Source organism: Acidovorax sp. 35-64-16 (assembly GCF_002281195.1).
GTDB lineage: Bacteria > Pseudomonadota > Gammaproteobacteria > Burkholderiales > Burkholderiaceae_C > Acidovorax > Acidovorax defluvii.
In genome coordinates this window covers 1-11615 of sequence record NZ_NCFM01000011.1, presented here as the reverse complement: position 1 = coordinate 11615, position 11615 = coordinate 1, and the positions used below count along the sequence as shown (strand labels likewise).

The following is an 11615-nucleotide window of genomic DNA, read 5'->3' as shown; positions in this document are numbered from 1 at the left end:
CGGCATTTTTGGGTGGGCGCTCTGGACGTGGTTGAAAAACACCCGGCCGTCATCAGATATCACTGTCGGCAGCGATGCTCCCGGGTCGCTAGAATGAATTTCATGGCAACAAAACCACCTTCTCCCCCCGTCGCGCTGCCCGTTACCCGGCCAGCGAAGGATGATGGCGGTTCGGTCGTGCTCGAAAGACGCGTGCAAAAGACCCGGCCGCCGCAGATGTACCAGGTGGTCATGCTCAATGACGACTACACCCCCATGGAGTTCGTCATCGTGGTGCTGCAGGAGTTTTTCAGCAAAGACCGCGAGCAGGCCACCCAGATCATGCTGAAGATACACCTCGACGGCAAAGGCGTCTGCGGCGTGTATTCACGCGATGTGGCTGCCACCAAGGTCGACCAGGTGCTGGAGGCCGCGCTCAAGGCCGGCCACCCGCTTCAATGCGTCAGTGAGCCTGTTGAATAACAGGTTTCTCGTCCCGATCTACAGTTATCTCTTCCACGCAAGCACAAAGGAGTTCACATGATTGCCCAGGAACTGGAAGTCAGCTTGCACATGGCCTTTGTTGAGGCCCGCCAGCAGCGCCACGAGTTCATCACCGTGGAGCATCTGTTGCTTGCACTGCTCGATAACCCCAGCGCAGCCGAGGTGCTGCGTGCATGTTCGGCCAATATCGATGATTTGCGGTCATCGTTGTCTAACTTCATCAAAGACAACACGCCGCAGGTTGCCGGATCGGACGAAGTGGACACCCAGCCCACACTGGGTTTCCAGCGGGTGATCCAGCGCGCCATCATGCATGTGCAGTCCACCGGCAACGGCAAGAAAGAGGTCAACGGTGCCAACGTGCTCGTGGCCATCTTTGGCGAAAAAGACTCGCACGCCGTGTACTACCTGCACCAGCAGGGCGTGACGCGCCTGGACGTGGTCAATTTCATTGCCCACGGCATCAAAAAGGGCGAGCCGCCAGAGCCCGCCAAGGCCGAGAACCAGGCCGAAGGCGAGGAGGGCGGCGGTTCGGAGCGCAGTGAGAAAGCGTCTCCGCTGGAGCAGTTCACCCAGAACCTGAACCAGCTCGCCAAGGAAGGCAAGATCGACCCGCTGATTGGCCGCCACTACGAGGTAGAGCGCACGATCCAGATCCTTTGCCGCCGTCGCAAGAACAACCCGCTGCTGGTGGGCGAGGCCGGCGTGGGCAAGACGGCGATTGCCGAGGGCTTGGCCTGGCGCATCACGCAAAACGACGTGCCTGAAATTCTGGCCGAGGCCGTGGTGTATTCGCTCGACATGGGCGCGCTGCTGGCGGGCACCAAGTACCGCGGCGATTTTGAGCAGCGCCTCAAGGGCGTGCTCAAGTCGCTCAAGGACAAGCCCAACGCCATTTTGTTCATCGATGAGATCCACACCCTGATCGGTGCGGGTGCTGCCTCGGGCGGCACGCTCGATGCGTCCAACCTGCTCAAGCCGGCGCTTTCCAGCGGCCAGCTCAAGTGCATTGGCGCCACCACCTTCACGGAATACCGTGGCATTTTCGAAAAAGACGCTGCGCTGTCGCGCCGGTTCCAGAAGGTGGACGTGGTCGAGCCCACGGTAGCCGAAACCATCGACATCCTCAAGGGCCTGAAGTCGCGCTTTGAAGAGCACCACAGTGTGAAATACGCTGCGGCCGCCCTGCAGGCTGCGGCCGAGCTGAGCGCCAAGTACATCAACGACCGCCACCTGCCCGACAAGGCCATCGACGTGATCGATGAAGCCGGTGCGGCCCAGCGCATCATGGTGCCGAGCAAGCGCAAAAAGACCATCGGCAAGGCCGAGATCGAAGAGATCGTGGCCAAGATCGCGCGCATTCCTCCCGCCAACGTCAGCAACGACGACCGCGGCAAGCTGCAGACGCTGGAGCGCGACCTGAAAAGCGTCGTGTTCGGTCAGGACAAAGCCCTGGAAGTGCTGGCCAGCGCGGTCAAGATGGCGCGCTCGGGTCTGGGCAAGGGCGACAAGCCGATCGGCTCGTTCCTGTTCAGCGGCCCCACCGGCGTCGGCAAGACCGAGGCGGCCAAGCAGCTGGCCTACATCATGGGCATCGAACTGATCCGCTTTGACATGTCGGAGTACATGGAGCGCCATGCCGTGAGCCGCCTGATTGGCGCACCTCCGGGCTATGTGGGGTTCGACCAGGGCGGCCTGCTCACCGAAGCCATCACCAAGAAGCCGCACGCCGTGCTGCTGCTCGATGAAATCGAGAAGGCGCACCCGGACATCTTCAATGTGCTGCTTCAGGTAATGGACCACGGTACGCTGACCGACAACAACGGGCGCAAGGCAGACTTCCGCAATGTGCTCATCATCATGACCACGAACGCGGGCGCCGAGACCATGAACAAGGCGACCATTGGCTTCACCAACCCCCGGCAGGCGGGCGACGAAATGGGCGACATCAAGCGCCTGTTCACGCCTGAGTTCCGCAACCGGCTGGACGCCATCGTCAACTTCAAGGCGCTCGACGAGCAGATCATCCTTCGCGTGGTGGACAAGTTCCTGCTGCAGCTCGAAACGCAGTTGGCCGAGAAGAAGGTGGAGGTCACCTTCACCGACACGCTGCGCAAGCACCTGGCCAAGAAGGGCTTTGATCCGCTGATGGGCGCCCGCCCGATGCAGCGCCTGATCCAGGACACCATTCGCCGGGCCCTGGCCGATGAGCTGCTGTTTGGCCGCTTGCAGGATGGCGGCCGCCTGACCGTGGACATCGAGGTCAAGACGGACGACAAGGGCGTGGAAACGTCCGAAGTGATGCTGGACATCCAGCCGCTGCCCAAGAAAGAGCGCTCGGCCAAGTCGGAGCCCGCTGAACCCGAAGAGGCCACTGCCGACTGATTGCGCTACGACCCCGCTCGCAGCTGGTGTGCCGCGATCGCGAGGCACACACCCCAAAGCCCGTGGCGCAAACCCCGGGCTTTTTTTATGGTGGCAGAGCGTTCTGAACTGGTGCTGCGCCTGTGCGCGGCGCGCTGTTTACCGGGGTGCCTGTAGCCGCTCAAGCAGCGCGTGCGTGGGATATCCGTCGGCCATGGTGCCGATGCTCTGCTGAAAACGGCGCAGGCCTGCGCGTGTTGCCGGGCCCATCACGCCGTCTGGCACACCCGCGTCAAAACCCTTTGCATTGAGTGCCTCCTGCAGCTGGCGCAGCTGGTCGCGATTCAGGGGGGCAATGTCGCGGGGCCACGCCCTGGCAACGGGTGGGCCACCGTCGATCTGGCGTGCCAGAAGGCCCACGCCCAGCGCGTAGTTGACGGAGTTGTTGTACCGCAGGATGGTGCGGAAATTGGTGCCCACCAAAAACGCTGGGCCGCGTGCACCTGCGGGCGTGATGATGGAGGCCTCGCCCACTTCGGGCAGGGGTTGCCCGTCCAGCGTGCGAACGCCTTCTGCCGCCCATGCTGCGCTGTTCTGGCGGGTGCGGATTTCGGTGCGTGCGTAGTCAAACCCGGCGGGCAGTTGCACTTCGACGCCCCAGGTCTGGCCGCTTTTCCAGCCCATGCGCGCCAGAAAATGGGTCGTGGACGCCGTGACATCGGCAATGCTGCCCCAGATGTCACGATGGCCGTCGCCGTCGGCATCCACGGCGTAGGCCAGAAACACCGAGGGCAGAAACTGCGTGTGCCCCATGGCGCCCGCCCAGGAGCCGATCATGCGATCGGCCGGGATGTCGCCCTGGTCCACGATGCGCAGCGCGGCCAGCAGCTCGGCTTGCGCCCAGGCGCGGCGACGTCCGTCGTAAGCCAGCGTGGCAAGCGCGTCCACCGCGCGGTAGGTTCCAAAGTTGCTGCCGTAGTTGCTCTCCATGCCCCAGATGGCCGTGATCACTGCGGCGGGTACCCCGTGGCGAGTGGCGGCAGCGTCCAGTGCGGCGTGGTGCTCCGCCCGCATGGCCTGGCCCTGTGCAATGCGCTGCGGCGACACGGCGCTGTCCAGGTAGGCCCAGGGCGTGCGGGTGAATTCGGGCTGGGCACGGTCCAGCTCCACCACGCGAGGTTGCCATTGTGCGCTGCCCAGCACTTCGCGCACGGTTTGGGGCTCAATACCCGCCGCCAGGGCTTGTTTCGAAAAAGCGGTGCGCCAGGCGTCGAATCCTTCTTCAGGGGGTACTTCGGAAGCCGTGTCAACTGGCGCGGAGACCTGCGCACTGTTGGCCGCAGGCGCCAAGGCCGTTGGCTGCGGCTTTGCCAGCCTGTCGGGGAGGCTTTCGGAAGCCGGCGCCGAGGCGCAACCTGCCAGGGCCATGGCCGCCACCAGTGTGGCAAGCGAGAGTGGCGCCACGAGGGGAGTGCGGTGGCGAGAGGAGCTGGAGGGGGCGTTTGGGGGGCTGTGCATGCGCCATTGTCCCGTGCAGCAGCGCGGGTGCAGCGTTGCAGGTGTATCACGGCGTGATGTGGTGGCAATCCTCTGGACCCACTTTCACTACTATTTTGATAGCTGTTCGCGCTTTATCTGTATGCGCTAGGGGCAAAAATAGCCTCTAAACCCGGTTACAGTTGGCCCTTCGCCCTTGTTTGCCCCTAGACCATGGCCCCCCACACCTTTCTCTGGCACGACTACGAAACCTTCGGTGCCAACACCCGGCGCGACCGGCCGGCGCAGTTTGCGGCCATCCGCACCGATGCCGCGCTGAACGAAATCGGCGATCCGCTGATGCTTTACTGCCAGCCGGCCAACGACTATCTGCCAGACCCGCAGTCTTGCCTCATCACCGGCATCACGCCGCAGCTGTGTCTGGAAAAGGGCGTGCCCGAGCACGCCTTTGCCAATCGTATCGAGGCCGAATTTGCGCAGCCGGGCACCATTGGCGTGGGCTACAACACCATCCGGTTTGATGACGAGATCACGCGCTTCATGTTCTGGCGCAACCTCATCGACCCCTACGCGCGCGAGTGGCAAAACCAGTGCGGCCGGTGGGATCTGCTGGACGTGGTGCGCATGACCTATGCGCTGCGGCCGGACGGCATTGCCTGGCCCAAAAAGGAAGACGGCACGCCCAGCTTCAAGTTGGAGCATCTGTCCAAAGCCAACGGCCTGTTGCACGAGGCTGCGCACGATGCGCTGTCGGACGTGCGCGCCACCATTGCGCTGGCGCGGCTGATCCGCCAGCACAACCCCAAGCTGTTTGACTTTGCCCTGTCGCTGCACAAGAAAGACCGCGTGGCCGCCGAGTTGCGCCTGCCGGCAACGGCCCTCACGGCACGGCCGTTTTTGCATGTCTCGGGCATGTTCCCTGCCGAGCGCGGTTGCCTCGCAGTGATGTGGCCGCTGGCCAGCCATCCCACCAACAAGAACGAGGTGATTGCCTGGGATCTCGCCCATGACCCGCGCGAACTGGCCACGCTGGGGGCTGACGAGATCCGCTTGCGCATGTTCTCCAGGGCGGCCGACCTGCCCGAGGGCACCACGCGCCTGCCCATCAAGACCATCCACCTGAACAAATCACCCATGGTGGTGGGCAATGTGAACACGCTCACCCCTGCGCTGGCGCAGCGCTGGGGCATGGATCTGGCCCAGGCGGCGCAGCATGCCGACATGGCGCGGACCTTGCCGGACATGAGCGGCATCTGGCCCGCCGTGTTTGCCCGCCCGGCCGAGCCCGTCCCCGATGTGGACCAGGACCTGTATGGCGGATTTGTGGGCAACAGCGACCGCCGCCACCTGAACGACTTGCGTACCCTGTCAGGGGCGAAACTGGCCACCGCGCGCACGGGCTTTGATGACCCGCGCCTGGCCGAGCTGGTGTGGCGCTACCGGGCCCGCAACTTCCCGGACACCCTGTCGCCCGAAGAGGCCGAGCGCTGGGAGGCGCACCGCGCAGCCTGCCTGTTCGACGGTGCGGGCGGGGCGCGCACCGTGGAGCAGTTGTTCACCGAAATCGACCAGATCTCGGAAACCGCCGACGACGATCGCACCCAGGAGATTCTGGGCGCCCTGTACGATTACGCCGAGCACATCGCGCCTGAACGCTGACCCCCCTGAGGCGCTGCGCGCCTTCCCCCCGAGGGGGACGCACCCAGTGGCCTGGCAAAGCCAGTTCCACGGGTGCGCTGGCATTTGGGGCGCGCCGGTTTCACGCTACAGCGCCCATTGCAAGCCGACAATCATCCGCAACCTTTTATGACGACACCGCAGAACCCCCATTTCACCACCCAGATCGTGCATGCCGACCGGCTGGGCGGCGCCGAGCAGGGCGCCATTCACCAGCCTATCCACACCTCGGTGCAATACGGCTTTGACAAGGTCGAAGACCTGATAGCCGTGTTCCAGGGCACCGCCAAAGGCGGCTTCAACTACGCACGCCAAGGCACGCCCACCACGGCCGCCCTGGAGGCCAAGCTCACGCAGATGGAGCAGGGGCAGGGCGCCATCGTCTTTTCCACCGGCATGGCAGGCATCTGCGCCATTTTTCTTACGCTGCTCAAGGCTGGGGACCATCTGGTGGCCAGCAAGTTCGTGTTTGGCAACACCAACAGCGTGTTTGGCACCCTGGCCGACCTGGGCATCGAGGTCACCACGGTGGACGTGACGGATGCCGCGCAGGTGGCTGCCGCCGTGCGGCCGCACACGCGCATGGTGTTTGTCGAAACCATCGCCAACCCCGGCACGCAGATGCCCGACCTCGAAGGCATTGGCGCACTGTGCAAAGAGCGCGGGCTCCTCTATGTGGTGGACAACACGGTGGCCTCGCCGTATCTGTTTCGTCCGGGCACGGTGGGAGCGGGGCTGGTGGTGCATTCGCTCACCAAGAGCATCGGTGGGCAGGGCGATGCGCTGGGCGGCGCCGTGATCGACACCGGTGTTTTTGAATGGAGCACTTACCCAAACATCTTTCCGGCCTATCGCAAGGGCAATGCCAAGGGCTGGGGTCTGCAACAGGTGCGCAAGAAAGGCCTGCGCGACATGGGCGGTGCCTTGTCGTCCCATGCCGCGCACCAGATGGCGCTGGGCGCCGAAACGCTGGCCCTGCGCATGGACCGCACCAGCGCCACCGCGCTGGCCCTGGCCCGGTGGCTGGAGCAGCACCCTGCCGTGGCGCGGGTGCATTACCCGCTGCTGGAGTCGCACCCGCAATATGCGCAGGCCAAAAAGCACCTCAAGGCGGGCTCGTGGCTGCTGTCATTTGAACTGCGCGACCCTGCGCAATGCCTGCCGTTGTGCAACCGCCTGCAGCTGCCCATCAAGGCCACGGGCCTGGCCGACACGCGCACGCTCATCATTCCGGTGGCGCACACCATCTTTTGGGAGGCGGGGCCTGAAGTGCGGGCCGCCATGGGCATTGGCGACAGCATGATTCGCCTGTCGGTCGGCCTGGAAGAGCTTCAGGACCTGCAGTCCGATTTTGAGCAGGCGCTGGCCGCCATTGCGGCGGTCTGATCGCTCGCCACTGCGCCCTGTGTCCGGGCGCAAGCGCTGCCAGACCATTCGCAGGGGCCGCAGCCTCGGGTGCCAAAATCCTTGGTTGCTATATTAATAGTAGCTGCTTACGCTTTATGGATAAGGGCTAGAGGCCAATTTGGCTTGAATTTCAGCCAAAAAACCGGTAGCACACCACAATGGCGGCCACCACCCCTGCCAGCTCTGCCAGCAGCGCGCAGGCCACCGCATGGCGTGCCCGCTGGATGCCCACCGCCCCAAAGTACACCGCCAGCACATAAAACGTGGTTTCGGTGCTGCCCTGGACGGTGGCGGCCACCAGCGCGGCGAAGCTGTCCACGCCCTGGCTCTGCATGGTTTCGATCAGCATGGCGCGCGCCGCACTGCCCGAAAACGGCTTGACCAGCGCCGTGGGCAGGGCGTCGACAAAGCGCGCATCCATGCCCAGCAGCTCCACGCACCAGCGGATGGCATCCAGCAGATAGCCCAGCGCACCCGAGGCGCGAAACACCCCCACAGCGCACAGCATGGCCACCAGGTAGGGCAGCAATCCCTTGGCCACATCAAAACCCTCTTTCGCGCCGTCGATAAACGCCTCATACACGGCCACCTTGCGCCAGGCGCCCACGCAGACAAACAGCACCACCAGCGCAAACAGCGTGAGGTTGCCCAGCAGCGAAGACAGCTGCGCCAGCGCCGCCGCGCTCAGCGTGGTCAACAGCGCCATGAAGCCTGCCAGTGCCAGGGCCACCGGCAGCAGATAGGCCAGCACCACCGGGCTGAACAGGGGCAACCGCTGCACCGCCGCCACGCTGAGCAGCCCCACCAGCGTGGAGGCAGACGTGGCCAGCAAAATGGGCAGGAACACCAGCGTCGGGTCGGGCGCGCCCTGCTGCATGCGGTACATGAAGATGGTGACCGGCAGCAGCGTGAGCGATGACGCGTTGAGCACCAAAAACAGAATCTGCGCGTTGGTCGCGGTGTCGGGATGCGGGTTCAGCTCTTGCAGCGCGCGCATGGCCTTCAGACCCATGGGCGTGGCTGCGTTGTCCAGCCCAAGCGCGTTGGCGGCAAAGTTCAGCGTCATCAGGCCCAGGGCCGGGTGGCCGCGCGGCACGCCCGGCATGAGCCGCGTAAACAGCGGCGCCAGCCAGCGCGCAAGGGCATTCACGATGCCGGCCTTTTCTGCAATGCGCAAAAAACCCAGCCACAGCGTGAGCGTGCCAAAAAGCAGCACCATCACCTCGACCGACAGTCTGGCCATGGAGAACAGGGCTTCGACCATGGCTGCAAAGATCTGGGCGTTGTCACCCACCAGCCATTGGGACAGTGCGGCGATGGCTGCGGTGACAAAAAAACCCAGCCAGAGGGTGTTGAGCAAGGAAGAAACTCCGTGTGGATGGTGGTCAGAAAGCGTCCGTTGGCGCCCGCTGGTATCCATTGTGCAGATGGGCCCGTTGCAGCGGGGTGGGGCCGCGCTTGCCAGTGCCCTGTCGAACTGGAGGCGCGGAGGGCAGTCAGCAGGTTAACCCGCTTCGTTCACTCCACATGCCAAAAGATGAGGCGAATCGCCGGGTGGTAATCTACAGGGTTCGGTTGCGTGCCAGGTTTTCTCTGGAAACTCCCGCGTGCAGCCGGCCCAGACACAAAACCAGGCGCCATTGAACAGGTTCATGGAGCGCCACAACACCAAGGAACATTCGCCATGGGCGCCCAGTGGAAAGCAAAAGGTAAGGCACAAGTCGCAGACGCCAGAGGAAAGCTGTTTGGCAAGCTGGCCAAGGAAATCATGGTGGCTGCGCGTGGCGGGGCCGACCCTGCCGGCAATTCGCGCCTGCGCCTCGTGGTCGAGCAGGCCCGCAAGGTCTCGATGCCCAAGGACACCCTGGAGCGCGCCATCAAGAAGGGTGCCGGTATCGGGGACGAGGCCGTCCATTTCGAGCGCGTCATCTATGAGGGCTTTGCCCCCCACCAGGTGGCCGTGATGGTCGAATGCCTGACCGACAACGTCAACCGCACCGCGCCCGAGATGCGCGTGCTGTTTCGCAAGGGCCAGCTGGGCACCTCGGGGTCGGTGGCATGGGATTTCAACCATGTGGGCATGATCGAAGCCGAACCCGCTACCCCCGGCGCCGACCCCGAGCTGGCCGCCATTGAAGCCAGCGCGCAAGACTTTGAAGCGGGCGACGAAGAAGGCACCACCACCTTCTGGACCGACCCGACCGACCTCGACCTGGTCAGCCGCGCGCTACCGGCGCAGGGCTTTACCGTGCTGTCGGCCAAGCTGGGCTACAAGCCCAAGAACCCGGTGAACCCCGCCAACCTGACGCCCGAGCAGCTCGAAGAGGTTGAGAGCTTTCTGGCGGCCATTGATGCCAACGACGACGTGCAGAACGTCTTTGTGAGCCTGGGCAGCTGACCGCCTATTTCCGCCCTGGCGCGCTGGCCATTACACCGGCCAGCGCGCCCATGTAAGCAATCCATGACCGCAGACCATTACGCAGCCCTTGGGCTGAGCGCCAACGCGTCGCTGTCCGACATCAAGAAGGCCTTTCGCCAGAAAGCCTCCTTTTATCACCCGGACAAGAACGATGCGCCCGACGCGGCACAGCGCTTTCAGGCCGTGCAAAAGGCCTACGAAGTCCTGTCGGACGACGAGGCCCGCCAGGCTTACGACGACAACCGCCGCCGCAACCTGCTGGACGACCCCCTGCAAACCGCGCAAGACATCTGGCAAACCTATTTCAAGAGCATTCTTCCTTCGTGAAACTTTCTTCCTACTTTTATGACTTGCGTTCGGCCTACCAGGCCGAGCTGGACGACCTGGTTTCGGACTCGGAGGGCAAGGATGTGCTGCGCAAGCGGCTGGCAGAAAAGCGCTCTGAAATCGGTTTCCTGGTGAAGATGATGGAGCTGGCGCCCGAGATGGTGGCGGTGGTCTTTCATCAGGGCTTCCGTTTTGCCAAGCCTTCGGTGATGGAGCACTTGCTCAGCCAGGGGGCCGACAACCTACCCGAGTGGGGCACGCTGACGGGCGCGGTCTCGCTGGAACCTTGGGCCGCCAGCCTGGCTCAAACCGTTTTGCGTGAGCCCGGAGGAACCGCTTTCATGGTCGTGGCGGCAGGGCTGGAGTATCTGCACCAGCATGCCCGTCTGGCACCGGCGGCCGCGCAGGGCGATACCGATCACGATGCCGATGAAGACGCTGAGGATGGGGCCGAGCACGACGATGACTACAACGCCCTGAGCGCTGACGATGCTGCCGACCCGCGCAACAGCCGCACCCGTGACGAGGCCAGCTCCAACTGGCTGGCCGAGGTAGGCTTTGACCGCAAAGACTGAGATTTTCCGTACATGAACCACCTGGCCCTCATCACCAAAACCACCAGCCTGATTGCCGCCGGCGACATCGTGGGCGCCGAGTCGGCGCTGGCCGACCTGGCCGACACCGAAGGCGACAACGCCCTGATGGTCGTGCTGGACCAGCTGGCACCCAAAGACGTGCTGGCCGTGATGCGCGAGTACGACGATTCCAAGGCATCTGTCGTCAACCTGCTGGTCACGCCCGAGCAGTTTGCGCGCGCCATGGTGCTGGAAAAGCAATACAAGGATCTCACCCACACGCACCTGCGCAACATGGTCAACGCCGTTATTTTTCGGGACGACGCCGACCCGGTGGAGTTTTTGACGGCGATTGGTGATCTGGAAGGCGGCAGCGAGGCCCTGGCCAATTACTTTGCCGAGAAGTGGAGCCGCATCGAGGCTTTTGCCCGCACCGGCACTTTTGACGCCACCGAAGACTACGGCCCCACCTTGAGCGATGACGAGTTGCTGGCATCGGGCTACGTGCAGCCCCGCATCGACCAGGACGAAGTGGCCGACCGCGACTGGATGCAGCTGGCCTGGCTGCTGCGCTACGAATGCCGCGACCTCTTTATCGAAACGCTGCTGGTGCTGCGCGCCAAGGCGCGTGCCCACGACATGGGCCTGGAAGAGGGCGATGACCTGGCCGAAGAAGACGACGGCAAGTTTGAAACCAGCGACACCGATCGCGGCAAGGCGACCCCGGCGGCCCGCGCTTCTGACGAAGAATCCGCGATTTAGCATGTCCCCCCTGAGTAACCGTCTTCAAAGTCAAGCACTATGAAGCGATGCGTCCCAAGGTTTGCCGGTTCTGACCATGGCGTTGAGCATGGTCAGCAGCTTGC

The 11615-nt window shown here is 63.7% G+C and carries 10 protein-coding genes; 8 read left to right on the top strand and 2 right to left on the bottom strand.

Annotated features, from left to right (window positions below):
• The first annotated feature begins 93 nt into the window (after positions 1-93).
• Complete coding sequence (gene clpS / locus B7Y64_RS09440; RefSeq protein ID WP_114655870.1) at positions 94-462, top strand: ATP-dependent Clp protease adapter ClpS; 369 nt, start codon at positions 94-96, stop codon at positions 460-462.
• 57 nt (positions 463-519) lie between these two features.
• Entirely contained in the window at positions 520-2868 is a 2349-nt protein-coding gene (gene clpA / locus B7Y64_RS09435) for an ATP-dependent Clp protease ATP-binding subunit ClpA (protein WP_024815244.1), read from the top strand.
• 138 nt (positions 2869-3006) lie between these two features.
• Here the strand turns inward: clpA and B7Y64_RS09430 are convergent, their stop codons facing one another.
• On the bottom strand, positions 3007-4275 hold the full coding sequence (locus B7Y64_RS09430; protein WP_291324579.1) for a lytic murein transglycosylase: 1269 nt from the start codon (positions 4273-4275) through the stop codon (positions 3007-3009).
• Between the two features lie 282 nt (positions 4276-4557).
• On the opposite strand from B7Y64_RS09430, the gene sbcB reads away from it, so the two are divergent.
• Complete coding sequence (gene sbcB, locus B7Y64_RS09425) at positions 4558-6003, top strand: exodeoxyribonuclease I (RefSeq protein ID WP_291324574.1); 1446 nt, start codon at positions 4558-4560, stop codon at positions 6001-6003.
• 147 nt (positions 6004-6150) lie between these two features.
• The gene (locus tag B7Y64_RS09420) at positions 6151-7407 is read left to right on the top strand and encodes a cystathionine gamma-synthase family protein (protein WP_291324575.1); all 1257 of its coding nucleotides are present in this window, start codon (positions 6151-6153) and stop codon (positions 7405-7407) included.
• A 151-nt stretch (positions 7408-7558) separates the two neighbouring features.
• On the opposite strand, the gene B7Y64_RS09415 is transcribed toward B7Y64_RS09420, so the two are convergent.
• Complete coding sequence (locus B7Y64_RS09415; protein WP_291324576.1) at positions 7559-8788, bottom strand: spore maturation protein; 1230 nt, start codon at positions 8786-8788, stop codon at positions 7559-7561.
• Between the two features lie 324 nt (positions 8789-9112).
• Here B7Y64_RS09415 and B7Y64_RS09410 point away from each other — a divergent pair, with 324 nt between their 5' ends.
• From B7Y64_RS09410 to B7Y64_RS09395, 4 genes are all read left to right on the top strand, one after another.
• Positions 9113-9826 carry a YebC/PmpR family DNA-binding transcriptional regulator gene (locus B7Y64_RS09410; RefSeq protein ID WP_291324577.1) on the top strand — a complete coding sequence of 238 codons (714 nt, stop codon included), beginning with the start codon at positions 9113-9115 and terminating at the stop codon, positions 9824-9826.
• Positions 9827-9889: 63 nt separating this feature from the next.
• Positions 9890-10174: a DnaJ domain-containing protein gene (locus tag B7Y64_RS09405; protein WP_024815238.1), complete on the top strand. Its 285-nt coding sequence runs from the start codon at positions 9890-9892 to the stop codon at positions 10172-10174.
• Positions 10171-10749, top strand: a complete 579-nt coding sequence (locus B7Y64_RS09400) for a hypothetical protein (protein WP_111866601.1) — start codon at positions 10171-10173, stop codon at positions 10747-10749. The genes B7Y64_RS09405 and B7Y64_RS09400 overlap by 4 nt, the downstream gene beginning before the upstream one ends.
• 12 nt (positions 10750-10761) lie before the next feature.
• Entirely contained in the window at positions 10762-11511 is a 750-nt protein-coding gene (locus tag B7Y64_RS09395) for a hypothetical protein (protein WP_291324578.1), read from the top strand.
• Positions 11512-11615: the final 104 nt, after the last annotated feature.

Bases quoted from the DNA above. Each gene is read 5' to 3' on its own strand.
- B7Y64_RS09430 (WP_291324579.1), bottom strand. From the start codon at position 4,275: ATGGCCCTGGCAGGTTGCGCCTCGGCGCCGGCTTCCGAAAGCCTCCCC.
- B7Y64_RS09420 (WP_291324575.1), top strand. From the start codon at position 6,151: ATGACGACACCGCAGAACCCCCATTTCACCACCCAGATCGTGCATGCC.
- clpA (WP_024815244.1), top strand. From the start codon at position 520: ATGATTGCCCAGGAACTGGAAGTCAGCTTGCACATGGCCTTTGTTGAG.
- B7Y64_RS09395 (WP_291324578.1), top strand. From the start codon at position 10,762: ATGAACCACCTGGCCCTCATCACCAAAACCACCAGCCTGATTGCCGCC.
- sbcB (WP_291324574.1), top strand. From the start codon at position 4,558: ATGGCCCCCCACACCTTTCTCTGGCACGACTACGAAACCTTCGGTGCC.
- clpS (WP_114655870.1), top strand. From the start codon at position 94: ATGAATTTCATGGCAACAAAACCACCTTCTCCCCCCGTCGCGCTGCCC.
- B7Y64_RS09410 (WP_291324577.1), top strand. From the start codon at position 9,113: ATGGGCGCCCAGTGGAAAGCAAAAGGTAAGGCACAAGTCGCAGACGCC.
- B7Y64_RS09405 (WP_024815238.1), top strand. From the start codon at position 9,890: ATGACCGCAGACCATTACGCAGCCCTTGGGCTGAGCGCCAACGCGTCG.